Below are 15,553 nucleotides of genomic sequence, written 5' to 3'. Positions count from 1 at the left end.
AAGTAACAAATACGTGATCGAGAGCATCATCGCAGGTCACAGGCCTGTGGAGGGTTCGAAACGCGCAAGTTATTTCATTTCGACTCCTTAATCTCGGAGAGGCCGCCGAGTACCTGTTCGACCACAAGATCTTCCAGGACAACCTGGTATTCGTGGACTTCTGCGAGGCGATGGTCAAGCAGACCAACCCCGGCGTGCTGGCCCGGGCAGAGGCCACTGCCGCACCGAACGCGGCCGTGCACGGCATGCGGACTATCGCTGACATCATGCGCTCGTTCAACCCGTTCGAGGGAGAGATCTACCGGGAGGCCCTCAAGGTCAGCCGGATCACCCGCGAGATGTTCGGCCTGATGGAGGGCAGGCACGTGCACCCCTCCACGCTGTATCCGGGTGGGGTCGGCACGATGCCGGAACCGACGGTGTTCACCGACTACCTCAGCCGGCTGATGGAGATCCTCGATTTCGTCAAGAAGGCCGTCGCGCTGAACGACGACCTGTTCGACTTCTGGTACGAGGCGCTGCCCGGTTACGAGGAGGTCGGCCGCCGCCGGGTGTTGCTGGGCTGCTGGGGCGCGTTCCAGGATCCGAACGTCGTGGACTACCGGTACGAGAACATGACTACCTGGGGCCGGGCGATGCACGTGACACCCGGGATCGTCGTCGATGGCGATCTGCTGACCACCGACCTGGTGGAGATCAATCTGGGTATCCGGATCCTGCTGGGCAGTTCCTTCTACCAGGACTGGGTGAACGAGGAGCCGTTCGTCACCCGGGATCCGCTCGGAAATCCGGTCGACATGCGCCATCCGTGGAACCAGACGACGCTGCCGGTGCCGCAGAAGCGGGACTTCGGGGAGAAGTACAGCTGGGTGATGAGCCCGCGGTGGCTCGACGCCCGCAGCGGCGAGCATCTCGCCCTGGATACCGGGGGAGGGCCCTTCGCCCGGCTTTACACCACGGCACTCGCCGGACTGGTTAACACCCCCTACGTCACCGCGACCGGGGGCGCGGTGAACATCTCGCTGCCGCGCAGCCGCACGCTGCCCGCCGTCGACCTGCAGTGGAAGCCGCCGGCCTGGTCGAACGCGATCGAGCGGGACCGGGCCCGCGTCTACTTCGTCGCCTACGCGGCGGCGATGGCGCTGTACTTCCTCGAGCAGGGCATGGATCGGGTGCGCTCGGGTGACACTCGGGTGTTCTGCGACTTCGACGTGCCGGACGAGACGATCGGTTGCGGTTTCCACGAGGCGGTGCGCGGCGTGCTGTCGCACCACATGGTGGTGCGCGACGGCAAGATCGCCAATTATCACCCCTACCCGCCGACGCCGTGGAACGGCAGCCCCCGCGACTTCTTCGGGACCCCGGGCCCCTACGAGGACGCGGTCCAGAACATGCCGATCTTCGAGGAGAACGGTCCGGGGGGTTCAAGGGCGTCGACGTTATGCGGACGGTGCGCAGCTTCGACCCCTGCCTGCCCTGCGGGGTGCACATGTATCTTGGTCGGGGCCGCACTCTGCGCACGGTGCACTCGCCGATGTTCGGGGCCAGCCATGGTTGATCCGGACGGCGCGGGTGGGCACCGGCTCGACGATCTCGCCGTGCGGGGCCGGCTCGCCCACCTCGACGAGGTGCTGGCGCAGGTGGAGCGCATCCCGGGGCCGAGTGGCGAGCTGGCGATCGATGCGGTGGCGACACTCGCGGCGGTGTACGGCGAGGCGCTGGCCCGAGCCGTCGGATACGCGTCGGGGGCCCCGGAGGTGCTCGCCGCGTTCACCGGCGACGAGCTGCTCGACCATCTGCTCGTCCTGCACGACGTCCATCCCGAGCCGGTCGGGGCCCGGGTCGCGCGGGCGATCGAACAGCTTCGGCCCGGGATCCGGGACCGAGGTGGGGAGATCGAGCTGAGTGGGATCGAACGGGGGGTGGCCGAGGTCCGGCTGACCCTCGGCGGGTGTGGCTCGACCTCGGCGGGGATCACCGAGGCGGTTCGCCAGGCCGTGCTCGCCGTCGCGCCGGAGCTGTCCGACGTCCGGCGCCTGCCCGCGCCGGGCGCACCCGAGCCGGACCGCCTTCGTTCCCCTCGACACCGTGCTCGCCCGGCCCGTCGCTGACGGGGTGGGCCCATGACGTCCCCGATATCCCCGACGTCCCCGATATCCCCGACGGCCGACGGCGCGTTGCGGCGGCTCGTGCACGCCGCGACCGGCCGCGCCGGCGCGGCCGAGGCCCGCTGCGACATGTGCCGGACCGCCGTGCCGGCGGAGCATCGGCACATCCTCGACGAACAACGCGACGAGCTGCTCTGCGCCTGCCAGGCGTGCGCGCTGCTGTTCGACCGGGAGGCTGCCGGGCGTGGGCACTTCCGGCTTGTTCCCCGGCGACGGCTGCGGCTTCCCGCACTCGACGCGGACGAGCTGGGTACCCCGGTGGGGCTGGCGTTCTTCGTCGTCGGGACCGACGGCTCGGTCAGCGCCCGCTATCCCAGCCCGATGGGCGCCACCCGCTGGGACGTCGAGCCCGGCACGTGGCGCGGCATCGTGCGGCGCTGCCCGGCGCTGGGTGACCTGACACCGCTGGTCGAGGCACTGCTGACGAACACCGCCCACGGCCGCCACGAGCACTGGATCGTTCCCGTCGACGACTGTCACCGGCTCGTGGCGGTCATCCGGCGGGAGTGGAGGGGCCTGTCCGGAGGCAGGCGCGTGCGGCCGGCGATCGACGGGTTCTTCGCCGATCTCGGCCGCCGGCCCGCAAGCCCGGTGCGGGCCGGGGTCCGGGAGCCCGTTGCGCCCGCACGGCCGGTCCATCTCACGGGCCAGGGCCGCGCGGGCCCCGCGGGGCGGGGCTGAGAGGAAAGAGAGGGAGGGGAGGACGAGATGGCCGAGATCCGAGTCGGTAAGCCCGACGTCGCGCCGGACGCCACCGCGCACGTCAAGGGGGTAGCGCAGGGCAACGCGACCGGTTCGTACCGATGGCAGGCGGGGCACCACGCCGATGGCAGCGCCGACGCACGGCGCTCCACCGGCGTCCGGCCGAAGAGGCGCAATCCCGTCGCACCGAGGAGCATGCCCAACCTGCCGCCGGGGTAGCGCCCAGCGGGCGGCGCACCACCCGAAGCCCGCGGATACCCATGAGAAAGCGGTACCGAGGAGGTGGAGCATGAGTAGTCGCAAGCTGGTGCTGGCGACCGTCGGCGTGGCCGGTGCCGTCGGCCTGTTCTGGAGGGAGTATCCGGCCCTCGTCCGATACATCAGGATCGAGAAGATGTGATGGCGGACGGCACGGCGGGCCGCATGACCCGGCCGGCGCTCTCGGTGGGCGGGGCCGGTGAACCGAGTCGGGAGGCCGGCCCGGGCGGCCGGGCCCGGCGACGGTTCGTCGTCCAGGGGCTGGTCCAGGGGGTCGGCTTCCGGCCGTTCGTCCACGCCGCCGCGACGGAGCTGGCTCTGACCGGCTGGGTGCGCAACGACACCGGCGGCGTGGTCACGGAGGTCGAGGGAACCCCCGGCGCGGTCGAGGACTTCGCCCGCCGGCTTCGCTGCGACGTGCCGCCGCTGGCCATGGTCGAGCGGGTCGTGACCACGGAGCTTCCGCCCTGTGGCGGATCCGGCTTCGCGATCGCCCGGTCCCGGCCGGCCGCGGGCGGGCGTACGGCGGCGGCCCCCGACGTGGCGACATGCCCGGACTGCCTGCGGGAACTGGCCGACCCCGCGGACCGGCGCTACCGGCATCCGTTCATCACGTGCACCAACTGCGGACCCAGGTTCACGATCATCACCGACCTTCCCTACGACCGGCCGGCAACGACGATGGCCCGGTTCGCCATGTGCCCCGTGTGTGAGCGGGAGTACTCCGATCCGGCCGACCGGCGTTTCCATGCCCAGCCGATCGCCTGCCCGGCGTGCGGACCGCGCCTGGAGTTCGTGTCGCCGTCGGGCGCGCCGCGGACCGGCGAGGACGCGCTCGCTGCGGCGCGGCGGCTGCTCGCCGACGGTGGCGTCCTGGCGGTGAAGGGGGTGGGCGGCTACCACATCGCCTGCGTCGCCACCGACCCGACGGCGGTGACGACCCTGCGACGCCGCAAACGGCGCGGCGGCAAGCCGTTCGCCGTCATGGTCCACGACCTGGCTGCGGCCCGGGGCCTGGCGCATGTCGACGAGCGGGAGGCGGCCCTGCTCACCGACCCCGCTCGGCCCATCGTGCTGGTGCGCCGTCGCCGCGACGGCCGTCCCGCGCTCGCCGACTCCGTTGCCCCGGACAACCCCGATCTCGGTCTGCTGCTGCCCTACACGCCGGTGCACCATCTGCTGCTCGGCCTGCCAGGCGAGCCCGGGCCCGTCCATCGAACCGTCGGCACCGCCGGATGGCCGCCGTTGGTGATGACCTCCGGGAACCTCGGCGGCGAGCCGATCGCGGCCGGCGACGCCGACGCTCTGCGCCGGCTCGCCCCGCTCGTCGATGGCTGGCTGCGCCACGACCGTCCGATCCGGGTGCCCTACGACGACTCCGTTGTCCGGGTGGTCGACGGTGCCCCGTCGCCGGTACGCCGCTCGCGTGGCTACGCGCCGCTGCCGGTGCCGCTGCCGTTCGAGGTGCCCCCGACGCTGGCCGTCGGGGCCGACCTCAAGAACACCTGCGGCCTGGGCTCGGGCCGGTCGGCCTGGCTCAGCGGGCACATCGGGGACATGGACGACTTGGCCACCATGCGCGCCCTCGATGCCGCCGAGCGGCACCTCGAGCACCTGACCGGCGTCACCCCCCCGCCAGCTCGTCACCGACGCGCACCCGGGCTACCGGTCGCGCCAGTGGGCGGTGCGGCACGCCGCCGGCCGACCGGTACGGACCGTGCAGCACCACCATGCCCATGTGGCCGCGCTGATGGCCGAGCACGGCCTCGACGGCACCCGGTCGGTGGTGGGATTCGCCTTTGACGGGACCGGCTACGGCCCCGACCGGGCCGTGTGGGGCGGCGAAGTGCTGATCGCCGACTACCACGGGTTCCGGCGCTTCGCCCACCTGGGCTATGTGCCGCTTGCCGGTGGGGACGCCGCGGTTCGGCGGCCCTGCCGGATGGCGCTTGCCCATCTGCACGCCGCCGGAGTCCGCTGGGATCCCACCCTGCCGCCGGTCGTCGCCTGCCCGCAGCCGGAGCGGCGGGCGCTGACCCACCAGCTGGCCAGCGGGCTGGGCTGCGTGCCGACCTCCAGCATGGGGCGGCTCTTCGACGCGGTCAGCTCGCTGCTCGGCATCCGTCACGAGGTCGACTTCGAGGCGCAGGCGGCGATCGAGCTGGAGGCCCGGGCGCGGGCCGCGACCGGCGGCGGCGCGGACGACCGCGAACGCCACGCGTTCGCCTTGCGCGGGCAGGGGCCGGGCAGGCCGCTGATTATCGACCCGGCGCCGGTCATCCGGGCGATGGTGAGGGATCTGTCGGCCGGGCTCGCCGTGGAGACCGCCGCGGCCCGTTTCCATACAGCCGTCGTGGCGATGATCGTGGACCTCGCCCGGCGAGCACGCGTAGAGGTGGGCCTTGACCTGGTCGGACTCACCGGCGGGGTCTTCCAGAACGCCGTTCTGGCGACGGCTGCATCCAGGGCACTGCGTGCGGGGGGCTTCACGGTGCTGCGGCATGCGCGGGTACCTCCGAATGACGGGGGGATCGCTCTCGGTCAGCTGCTCGTCGCCGCAGCGCGGGAAAAGGCGCGGGAAAAGGGGTGAGGAACAGGTGTGTCTCGCGGTTCCAGGACGGGTGGTGGGGATCGAGGAACGCCACGGGGCCCGGACGGCCGAGGTCGATTTCGGAGGTGTGCGCAAGGACGTCTGCCTGCAGTACCTGCCCGAGATCACGGTCGGCGAGTACGTGATCGTGCATGTGGGGTTCGCGATCCAACGGCTGGACGAACGGTCGGCGTTGGCGTCGCTGGCCACCTTCGCGCGGATGGGACTCCTGACCGAGGAGTTGGGTGACGGTGCGGACGGTGTGAGTGCCACGGCCCGCGGGGCCGGCGAGGAGGAGGGGATGACGCGGTGAGGTATCTGGAGGAGTTCCGGGATCCGGAGCTGGCCGGTCGGCTGCTGGAACAGATCCACGCGACGACGACCCGCCCATGGTCGATCATGGAGGTCTGCGGTGGGCAGACCCACTCGCTCATCCGGCACGGTATCGATCAGCTTCTGCCCGAGGGCATCGAGATGATCCACGGTCCCGGCTGCCCGGTGTGCGTGACCCCGCTCGAGATCATCGACAGGGCTCTGGAGATCGCCGCGCGGCCGGGCGTCATCTTCTGCTCCTTCGGCGACATGCTGCGGGTACCGGGGAGCGATCGGGACCTCTTCCGGGTGAAGAGCGCGGGTGCCGACGTCCGGGTGGTCTACTCCCCGCTGGACGCCCTGACGATCGCCCAGCGCAACCCCGATCGGGAGGTCGTGTTCTTCGGGATCGGATTCGAGACCACTGCGCCGGCCAACGCGATGACGGTTTTCCAGGCGAAACGGCTCGGCTTGGGCAACTTCTCCCTGCTGGTGTCGCATGTGCTGGTACCGTCGGCGATCGCTGCGATCATGGAGTCGCCGAGCTGCCGCGTCCAGGGGTTCCTGGCCGCTGGTCACGTCTGCAGCGTGATGGGCACCGGCGAGTACCCGGCTCTGGCGCGGCGTTACGGCGTGCCGATCGTGGTCACCGGCTTCGAACCACTCGACCTCCTCGAGGGCATCCGGCGCACCGTGGTGCAGCTGGAGGCCGGCCGACACGAGGTGGAGAACGCCTATCCCCGGGCGGTTCCGGTCGCCGGCAACCCGGCCGCCATCGCGATGCTGCGGGACGTTTTCGAGATGGCCGACCGGGCCTGGCGGGGCATCGGTGTCATCCCGGGCAGCGGCTGGCGCCTGTCGCCAGCCTACCGCGACTTCGACGCGGAGCTGCGGTTCGCCGTGGCGGATGTCCACACGGCCGAGTCTTCGGCGTGCCGATCGGGCGAGGTTCTCCAAGGCCTGATCAAGCCGCATGAGTGCGTGGCCTTCGGACGGCAGTGCACGCCGCGGACCCCGCTCGGCGCGACCATGGTGTCCTCCGAAGGGGCCTGTGCCGCCTACTACCTCTACCGCCGGATGAGCACCTCTCCGGCGGTTGCGCAGGCCTCGCCGGAAGCGGGACGTGCGCTGGAGGTGGGACATGGTGGATGAGGCCGTGACGGCGGTGGATCCGGCCGCGTGGACCTGTCCTGTGCCGTTGGTGGAGTGCCCCACGATCGTGATGGGGCATGGCGGCGGAGGCGCGATGTCGGCCGAGCTCGTCGAGCATCTCTTCCTGCCGGCCTTCGGAGTCGCCGGCGCGGGCGGTCCGGAGGACCTGGGGGATGCGGCCGTGGTCACCGTCGACGGCGCACGGGTGTCGTTCACCACCGACTCCTACGTCGTTCGACCGTTGTTCTTCCCCGGCGGCTCGATCGGCGATCTTGCGGTCAACGGAACTGTCAACGACCTGGCGATGTCCGGCGCCGAACCCCGGTACCTCTCGACCGCGTTCATCCTGGAAGAGGGCACCGAGCTGACCGATCTTGGCCGGGTGGCGGATGCGCTCGGAGCGGCGGCCCGTGCCGCGGGCGTCCGGCTGGTAACCGGTGACACCAAGGTCGTCGATGCCGGTCACGGTGACGGGGTCTACGTCAACACGGCGGGGATCGGCCTGGTTCCCGACGGCGTCGACATCCGGCCCGCTCGGGCCCGGCCGGGCGACGTCGTCCTGGTCAGCGGCGAGATCGGGCTGCACGGGATCGCCGTGCTCAGCTGCCGGGAGGGCCTGGAATTTGCCACGGCGGTCCGCAGTGACACCGCTCCGTTGCACGGACTGGTCGGCGCTATGCTGCGCACCGGTGCGGACGTACACGCCCTGCGGGACCCGACGCGCGGAGGACTGGCCGCGACACTCAACGAGATCGCGCGGACCGCGCGGGTGGGAATCGTCATCACCGAACGGCATGTTCCCGTTCCCGAGCCGGTCCTCGACGCCTGCAGCATTCTCGGGCTGGACCCCTTCTACATTGCCAACGAGGGCAAGCTCGTGGCGATGGTCGCGCCGCGGGACGCCGATCGGGTGCTTGAGGCGATGCGCGCGTGCCCACTCGGCCGAAACGCGGCCGTGATAGGTATGGTGACCGCGGAACACCCGGGAATGGTGGTCGCGAGGACCGGTCTCGGCGCGAGCCGCGTGGTGGACCTCCCGGTCGGCGAGCAACTTCCCCGAATCTGCTGAATCCCTGAGCTGTTTTCGAGTTGAGGGCGGACCCGTGCATTCTGGTCCGCGCCTCTGTCGCTGAATTCGACGAGATCCTCGGGCAGGTGGAATGGTGACGTGCATGTCTGTCAGTCTCTCGGTGGCGGGCCGGGGCTCAGGGAGTGACTGACCGGCGCGCCGCGGGCGTCCGGCGGAATGCGGCGAGGACGTCCTCCCGACGTTCGGAGACAGGCGTCGGCGGCTCGGGATGGCGACAATCATGGTCAGGTGGCCGGGGACGATGTGGACGTGAACAGGGTTGTAAGCGTAGCCCCCTCGCCCGGCAGTGTCGAACACATGTTCGTTCCTGTGATCGCGGATTCGTCTTGGGGGTGTGGTCGTAATCGCGAAAGGATGACCCATCGTTCCGCGTTGAACGTTGGTCTCAACCGAGGTAGCGTGGGTGGGCATTGGCGCAGTTGTTTCCGTCGAGGGTGAGGGTGGATGCGTCGGGCTTGCGGTCGGTTGGGGCTGTGGGGGTATGCTTCACTCTCGAGCCGTCCGGCCCGCCACGTGGCGGTTGGGTGGGCGAAGTGGCGGTGGATAATCGTATGGTCTTTCGGGTGTTGTTGAGGTGAGTCGTGAGTACAGGTAAGGTTCTTCGCTTCGACCATGTTCGGGGTTACGGTTTCATAGCTCCCAGTGACGGAGGAGACGATATTTTCCTACATGCCAACGATCTTCTTGTTGAGAAGAATCTCGTCGTCCCCGGGGCCGTCATGGAGTTCGAGATCGAGGAGGGCGAGCGTGGGCTGAAGGCCAGTTCGGCCCGCATCCTCAGGTCCACACCTGCGGCTTCGGGCCTGGCCGCTCCGGCGCCGACGAGGGGAACCGTCCACGCGGACGATTCCGACGCTCTCTGTGACGTCCTGCCGGTCGGGGAGTTCACCCAGGAAATCACCGAACTGTTGCTCCGGATCGACCCGACCCTGACGGGGACGCAGATAGTTCGGGTCAGAAGCGAGCTGATGGGCGTGGCCGAGAAGTACGGTTGGATCGAGAACTGACGCGTATCCGGGCGCCTTTCCCGTGTCCGGCCGTCTCTTGCCCGGACGTGGGAGGCCTCGGGGCCTCGGGGGCGGGAGGATCTGGATCGCGCGGGCGGTCCGGCGGAGCCGGGCAGGCGCCGTCGTTCGGCGTCCCGCGCGGCGGCGGTTCTTCCCGCCGGGGGGAACCTACAGCTCGACGAAGCCGGACACGCAGGTGATCGTTTCGCTGCCGATCCAGACCGTGCCGTCCGCATCAGCGGAGATGTGCACCCGTCCGGTCCGGTGGAGCAGTGTTCCCTGGCTCACCGTGTAAGGCGCGCTCGCTCGTCCGGTCCGGAGCAGCCATTGGGCGACGGACGCGTTGAGGCTTCCGGTTACCGGATCCTCCCTCATCGTGCCGTTCACGGGGAAGAAGGCCCGAACTTCGAACGTCTCGGTCGACTCTGGCGGATACGGGCCGAGCACGCCGAGATGCAGGTCGACGATGCCCGGTTGCAACGCGAGGACCGCCTCGGCGCTGTCGAGCAGAACAGCAATCCATCCCGGCCCGTTGTCCGCCCACTCGGCGGCCACGATGTCGTCGCGGGCGATGCCCAGCACCGTGCTGATGCGCTGGATGAGTGCCTCCTCGACCGGCCCCGAGCGTCGCAGCGGGGGTGCGGCGAACGCGAGTCCGTCCGCGGTCCGCCGAACGGGAATAAGCCCGGCACCGCACTCCTGAACGACCACATCGCCCCGTTCGGCCGGAGGCCGGGTGGTCAGCCAGGCGTGGCAGGTACCCAGCGTGGGATGCCCCGCGAAGGCCAGCTCGGCACCGGGCGTGAAGATCCGGACCCGGTAGTCGGCGTCCGGTGAGGTGGGCGGCAGGATGAAGGTGGTCTCCGAGAGGTTCGTCCACCGGGCGAACCGTTGCATCTCCTCCGGGTCGAGTCCCGATCCGTCGAGCACGACGGCTACCGGATTGCCCTGATATGGGGATCTTGAGAAGACATCGATCTGTTGGAAGGGACGCGGCATCGGCCCAGTGTCCCGCGGCCCGCCGGCTGACCGCGCGGATGCGGGCGAGGAATTCCTGGATTCCGATCGCCAGGCGGCTGGAGACGATGGGGCGTCACCAGGAGCGGGCCGGCGCGGGAATGCCTCCGGGTGCATATCAGCATGAAGGCGTGAGTTCCTCCGCCGACACCCATGGCCGACCCCATCACGTCGAGGCGGGTGGCCGCCCGCCTCCGCCAGAACCGCGAGGCCGCCCGGCAGAACCTCCGTGCCACCTCCGTGCCACCTCCGTGCCACCTCCGTGCCGAACTCGACTTCGAGACCAACCTGCGGTCCGAGGTGTGGTCGCTCCACATCGGGCCGGCGCTCGGGCTTGGCCCCGACGAGGTGGAACGGGACGTTCAGGAGCTCGTCGCGCACGCCCGAGCGGAGATCCGTAACGGCCAGGCCGAGCTGATGGATCCGGGAGTGATGGATCCGGGAGTGCCGTGACGCCTCAGGTTCATCGTCGGCGACGACGCGGATCCGGTACCTGGTGCCAGTACCTGGTGCCCGGCGCCGGGCGCGTGGGGCCAGGTCAATCGAGCGCGACGATTCAACCGAACGCGATGATTCAGTCGAGCGCGACGACGAGACCGCGCAGCTCGTAGGCCGCGATCTCGTCCCGGAGGGTGACCTGAGGTGGGCTGGCCATGCGTAGGCCGTCGAGCATGAACAGCTTGTGCAGGAAGATGTCGGTTTCGTGGATGGCGACGTGTGCGCCGGGGCATTTGTGGGGCCCCTCGCCGAAGCTCAGCCCCGCCGGACTCACGCCGTCGCCGATCGGGTGGGCGGGGCGGACCGTGTACGGGTCGGCGCCGATGGCCTGCGTGTCGACGTTGGTGCTGCTCACCGCGATGTCGATCTGGGCGCCGGCTGGGATCGTCAGCGGGCCGCGTGGGCCCGGTAGGTGGATGTCGGCTGTCGTGCGCCGTTTGAGAGTGGAGATGACCGGTTCCAATCGCAGGAGCTCGTGCAGGATCGCGATCCGTTCGGTCTGGTCGGCGTCGCGGTAGCGGGCGCGCAGTGTGTCGTCGGTGAACAGGTGCCAGGCGGCGACGTTGATGAACTCCCGAGTGGTGATCATTCCTGCGGGTGCGAAGGTGACGCACTCGGCGAAGATCTCGGCGTTGGTGCAGCCTTGATCGATCATGTGTGAGATGAGGTCGTCGGTGCGTCGCCGACGGCGGGCGCGTACCGCGGGGCGCACGTCAGCGAGGTAGAAGGCGAGGGCGTGGCGGTTCTGCCGGATGAACTGCCTGATGCCGCGGATGCTGGTGACATTCGGCGGTCCGAGGTCTCCTTGGGCGAACCGTTCCAGGCGGGCGGCCATGCCGGGGCGGCTGTTGGTGAGCCGATCACCGCGGCGGCGACCTCGACGGCGAGGGCGAAGCTGAGCTCGGACAGGTCGACGCTCCGCTCGCGGCGCAACCGGTCGATCTGCTCGTCGGCGACGCGGTGCATCAGCTCGCGGTAGTGCTCGTCGACCCTGCGTAGAGTGAAGAATCGTGCGGTCAGCCGGCGGCGTTCCCGGTGCTCGGGGCCGTCGCTGTGCAGCACCGGCCGGCGGATCCGCTTGGGGATCGCCTTAGAGGCGTCGATACCGAGGCCGGCCTGCTTGGTTTCCAGGCTGCGCAGCACCGCCTGTCCGGCGGCGTACCCGCTGATCCGCCATACGCCGTCGGCGCCCTGCACGACCGGGCATCCGCCGTTCGGGTCTTCGCGGTTGATCTTGCGTGCCGACGTCCCGACGTCGGTCACCACGGGATCCGCCATGGATTCTCCTTCCCAGGGCACTCCGGAAACCGACCGGGGGCGCGGCTTCAGGGCCGTCATGACTGACCGGTGAGGCGATGGAGTGCTGCTGATGTCTATCGAATCGTTGGTGGATGCGAGGGAAAGCCTCCGCCGCCCCTGCGGCTGGCTTGTTCGGGTAACGGCTCGAGGCGGAGCCGGGTGGCATCGGAGGAAGCCGTCGGCCGGACGCCCGAAACCTCTTGTAATGGCCTGTGCGCCGGCAATGGTGCCCTCGGCGCGGGGAATCCGTGACGGTCCCGGCCGTGACGGTCCGCCAGGTTCGGCGGCATGCCTCAACGGTTCTGGCCGCTTTTCACGCTCCGCTTTTCACGCTCCGGGTCCGGGTCCGGGTCCGGGTCCGGGTCCGGGTCCGGGTCCGGGTCCGGGTCCGGGTCCCGTCCGACTTTACCGGAAGGATTGGGAGGGTCGGCTCATTCGTGCCCTCATTCGTGCTCTCCGGAGTCGAAATGAAATAACTTGCGCGTTTCGAACCCTCCACAGGCCTGTGACCTGCGATGATGCTCTCGATCACGTATTTGTTACTTCGTTACGTCCCCTCCGGGGCGCAGCAGCGGGCCGTGATCTGACTCCCAATTGTGTCGGTTGGTGGGCGGGGCGTTCACGCCGAGCGTGGTCACGGCGCTTTTTCGGAAGCTCGCCGTCATGGTCTACGGCAGGCCCGGCAAGGCGATCGCGACGGGAATCACGTGTCGCGCCCTTCCGTGCCGCGTGAAGGATTTCACGCCGATCGGGACGCCCTCCGCGTCCCGCCGTACTTCCCGTCGGATGCCACCTCGGTGGTGCAGGTGACGCCCTTCCCGGCAGTGACCGCGCCACTGAACGTGAATGTTCCGGCGCCGGACGCAGATAGTGAATGCAGATAGCGAATACATTATCATCTGGTATCTCGGTCGCCCGGCGTGGCCGGCGTCCGGCCGGACCGGCCGAGTTGTGGGGAGCAAGGCACGGTCCAGGGACCGCGGACCGTGCTCAGATCCCCCAGATTCGCCGGCCGAAGGCCAGTCGAAGGATCGTGGGCGCCGCCTGAGTGAGCGGGTGCGAGCGGGTGCGGTGGGAGGCCGGCGCACGGTTTGCGCGGTTTGTTTAGTTCGTGCCGTCCGGGCGGGGTGAGAGGACCGCCGATACCGCCGCCGGCCCCGTACCGGACCGGGAGATGGCCACCCTGGCCACGGCCACCCTCGCCGTCGCGCTCCGCGGGTTCACCTCCGTGAACTTGGGCGTCAGATCCGGTGTTCGGTAAGTACCTCGGCGGTGAGTTCCTGGGCTTTCTGGGCGCGGTCGGGTTGCGCGAGGTGGACGGCCACGAACAGGGCGTCGAGGACCGTCGTGTGGATGATGCGGCTGCTCATGGCCTCGACTCGGTAGTTTGTTTCGCTGCTGCCGGCGACGAGGGCTACGTCGGCCAGCCTCGTCAGGGGGGATCGGAAGAAGCTGGTGAGGGCTATGGTCGTGGCCCCCGCCGCGCGCGCCGCGGCGGCGGCGGCCAGGGTTTCGCGGGTCTGCCCGGTGTGGCTGATGGCCAGGCAGGCGGAGGCGGGGGGCAGCAGGCGCGCGGCCACATGTTGGACGTGGGCGTCGGCGGGGGCTTCGACGAGCAGGCCGAGGGTGCGAAAGCGGTAGGCGGCGTCCTGGGCGAGGGGGGCGGACGTCCCCGCGCCGATGAGCAGGACCCGGTCAGCGCGATGCAGGGCGTCGACCGCGCGGGCGAATGCCGTGCGGTCGACGGTGCGGGTGGTCTCGGACAGGGCCGCCTCGGTGCTGCGGAGGATCTTCTCCAGGATGGTGGCAGGGGAGTCGGCGTGAGTGACGTCTTCGTGAAGGCCGCGTTCGGGGGGAATCGCTTCGCCGGCGAGACGGATCTTGAGGTCGGCGAAGCCCTTGAGGCCGAGGTCCTGACAGAACCGGACCACGGTCGCGACGGAGGTGCCGGTCCGATCGGCGAGATCGGTGACGGTGAGGTGAACGATTTCCCTCGGGTCACTGAGGATCAGCTGGCCGATCTTGCGACCGCTGGGAGTGAGGGTCGGCAGGCAGGCGCGTAGGTGCGCGATGGTGCCGCCCGGCTCGGGGAGGGGTTGGGCGGGCTCGTCGATCGCCTCGACGGCCGTCGGTCCGGTCATGGTCTCTCCCAACGTCGTCGCCATCCTCGCGCTTTCCGGCTTCCGGCTTGCCGGTGGTGTACTGCCATCTGCCGCACGGGTTGGATGAAGATCTGTTTCTTCGGTAGAAATCATACTGTATGAAAGTTCTATCCATCTAATAGATCCTGTTAAGAGGATGTTTCCTTCTGCTGTCTACGGTCGTCTACGGTCATGGCCGTGGATCAGGGCGGGGGCAGTCGATGGGGAGGTCGGGCGGATCGTCGGGGCGCCGTCCACCGGCTTGCCGCTCGGTAAGCCGGTCATCTTCGGATAGCGCCAGGGAGATCCGAGCGTCGTAGCTGGCAAGGTTGGATTACGCGATAGAAATTCGTTACTCGAAATTGTATCAGTTAGGTGATTTTTTACAAAAGGGTGAAGCGTGAGTCTGCCAAGCGGATCCATGGCCCGGCTGGGGTCGCACGTGACCGCCGATCTCGACCGGTGGCGCGGGACGGGAGTCTGGCTCGTCGACGGCTTCCTGCCGGGAGACGATCTGGCCCTGCTGCGCCGATGGGCCCAGGAGGTCGAAGACTGGCCGCCGGCCCCCGGCCGGCAGCGCCCCCAACCACTCCGGCCACTCCCGCCGCACGCTCTACCTCACCTACAACCGGCTGTCCGACGGCAACCGGCGCGACACCTATGGAGCCCTGCTGTCGTGTCGGTCGTAGAGTTCCGGCCCGGAACTCTACTCGGGAGGACACCACCTGACCGAGCGCAACCCGGGCCATCGCCAACTCCAGGGTCTGGCGAGTACTGCAGGGTCTGGCACGTACTGCACACCGACCACCGGCGTCCGCTCCCGACCTGTCGGTCGGTATTCTCCGTGATCCGGGCGCTCTCTTTCTATTCCATGAGTTCTGCGTAGCCCTCCTTATCACCCTCCTTGGTTCCGGCGGTGCCGGGTGGGCCCGGTCCCGGCAGATCCCGTTTTCCGCACCGACCATTCTGGCGCGCTGGCGGCCATCATCCTGCACACACCACATCCGCGGACCCGGCCCGTTCGGAGAGCCCGACATAATCGTATCGCCGTCCTCCGTCTTCCTGGTGAGGACAGGTGAGTCGGAACATGCCGGCCGAACAGCTTTCGCCGACGTCTCCTGGTGGGTGCGGAAAAAATCCCCGGCACACACGGCACGGGGCGGACCGTCCGCGCCCGGTTCCCGCCGCCGTGTTAGCCCGGACGGGGTACATGGTGAGATCGTGCGGGGTAGCACGAGGACGTCGCAGAGTACTGTCGCCAGAGCGATTCAACGTACACGTACGCCGATAAATTACGCAGGGAAGGGGCGTCCCGCTAT

At 69.2% G+C, this 15,553-nt stretch carries 14 protein-coding genes; 10 read left to right on the top strand and 4 right to left on the bottom strand.

What is annotated here, in order from left to right:
- The first annotated feature begins 152 nt into the window (after positions 1–152).
- The 9 genes from AC08OU_RS11875 (at position 153) to AC08OU_RS11835 (ending at position 9,279) form a co-directional block, all read left to right on the top strand.
- Positions 153–2,111, top strand: a complete 1,959-nt coding sequence (locus tag AC08OU_RS11875) for a nickel-dependent hydrogenase large subunit (RefSeq protein WP_476604899.1) — start codon at positions 153–155, stop codon at positions 2,109–2,111.
- 12 nt (positions 2,112–2,123) lie between these two features.
- Positions 2,124–2,849, top strand: a complete 726-nt coding sequence (locus tag AC08OU_RS11870) for a DUF5947 family protein (RefSeq protein WP_476600231.1) — start codon at positions 2,124–2,126, stop codon at positions 2,847–2,849.
- Positions 2,850–2,876: 27 nt separating this feature from the next.
- On the top strand, positions 2,877–3,089 hold the full coding sequence (locus AC08OU_RS11865; protein WP_462186348.1) for a hypothetical protein: 213 nt from the start codon (positions 2,877–2,879) through the stop codon (positions 3,087–3,089).
- A 180-nt stretch (positions 3,090–3,269) separates the two neighbouring features.
- On the top strand, positions 3,270–4,931 hold the full coding sequence (hypF, locus tag AC08OU_RS11860; RefSeq protein ID WP_476600233.1) for a carbamoyltransferase HypF: 1,662 nt from the start codon (positions 3,270–3,272) through the stop codon (positions 4,929–4,931).
- Positions 4,813–5,718: a Kae1-like domain-containing protein gene (locus tag AC08OU_RS11855; RefSeq protein ID WP_476600235.1), complete on the top strand. Its 906-nt coding sequence runs from the start codon at positions 4,813–4,815 to the stop codon at positions 5,716–5,718. The genes hypF and AC08OU_RS11855 overlap by 119 nt, the downstream gene beginning before the upstream one ends.
- Positions 5,719–5,725: 7 nt before the next feature.
- Positions 5,726–6,031 (top strand): HypC/HybG/HupF family hydrogenase formation chaperone, encoded by a 306-nt coding sequence (locus AC08OU_RS11850; protein WP_462186347.1) that lies wholly within the window; start codon positions 5,726–5,728, stop codon positions 6,029–6,031.
- On the top strand, positions 6,028–7,182 hold the full coding sequence (gene hypD / locus AC08OU_RS11845) for a hydrogenase formation protein HypD (RefSeq protein ID WP_476600239.1): 1,155 nt from the start codon (positions 6,028–6,030) through the stop codon (positions 7,180–7,182). The genes AC08OU_RS11850 and hypD overlap by 4 nt, the downstream gene beginning before the upstream one ends.
- Entirely contained in the window at positions 7,172–8,251 is a 1,080-nt protein-coding gene (gene hypE, locus AC08OU_RS11840) for a hydrogenase expression/formation protein HypE (protein WP_476600241.1), read from the top strand. The genes hypD and hypE overlap by 11 nt, the downstream gene beginning before the upstream one ends.
- Before the next feature lie 602 nt (positions 8,252–8,853).
- Positions 8,854–9,279 carry a cold-shock protein gene (locus AC08OU_RS11835; RefSeq protein WP_462186345.1) on the top strand — a complete coding sequence of 142 codons (426 nt, stop codon included), beginning with the start codon at positions 8,854–8,856 and terminating at the stop codon, positions 9,277–9,279.
- Between the two features lie 168 nt (positions 9,280–9,447).
- Here the strand turns inward: AC08OU_RS11835 and AC08OU_RS11830 are convergent, their stop codons facing one another.
- Entirely contained in the window at positions 9,448–10,278 is an 831-nt protein-coding gene (locus AC08OU_RS11830) for a PhzF family phenazine biosynthesis protein (RefSeq protein WP_476600243.1), read from the bottom strand.
- A 171-nt stretch (positions 10,279–10,449) separates the two neighbouring features.
- Here AC08OU_RS11830 and AC08OU_RS11825 point away from each other — a divergent pair, with 171 nt between their 5' ends.
- Positions 10,450–10,749 (top strand): hypothetical protein, encoded by a 300-nt coding sequence (locus tag AC08OU_RS11825; RefSeq protein ID WP_476604898.1) that lies wholly within the window; start codon positions 10,450–10,452, stop codon positions 10,747–10,749.
- 121 nt (positions 10,750–10,870) lie between these two features.
- On the opposite strand, the gene AC08OU_RS11820 is transcribed toward AC08OU_RS11825, so the two are convergent.
- The 3 genes from AC08OU_RS11820 to AC08OU_RS11810 all read right to left on the bottom strand — a co-directional run bounded on the left by AC08OU_RS11820 (position 10,871) and on the right by AC08OU_RS11810 (position 14,234).
- The gene (locus AC08OU_RS11820; RefSeq protein WP_476600247.1) at positions 10,871–11,449 is read right to left on the bottom strand and encodes a cytochrome P450; all 579 of its coding nucleotides are present in this window, start codon (positions 11,447–11,449) and stop codon (positions 10,871–10,873) included.
- Positions 11,446–12,072, bottom strand: a complete 627-nt coding sequence (locus tag AC08OU_RS11815; RefSeq protein WP_476600249.1) for a hypothetical protein — start codon at positions 12,070–12,072, stop codon at positions 11,446–11,448. The genes AC08OU_RS11820 and AC08OU_RS11815 overlap by 4 nt, the downstream gene beginning before the upstream one ends.
- 1,262 nt (positions 12,073–13,334) lie before the next feature.
- The gene (locus tag AC08OU_RS11810) at positions 13,335–14,234 is read right to left on the bottom strand and encodes a MurR/RpiR family transcriptional regulator (protein WP_476600251.1); all 900 of its coding nucleotides are present in this window, start codon (positions 14,232–14,234) and stop codon (positions 13,335–13,337) included.
- Positions 14,235–15,553 lie beyond the last annotated feature (1,319 nt).

This window comes from Frankia sp. CcMO1, from assembly GCF_977945845.1.
The sequence above is the reverse complement of the archived record's forward strand: the minus strand, read 5'-3'. Positions and strand labels throughout refer to the sequence as shown.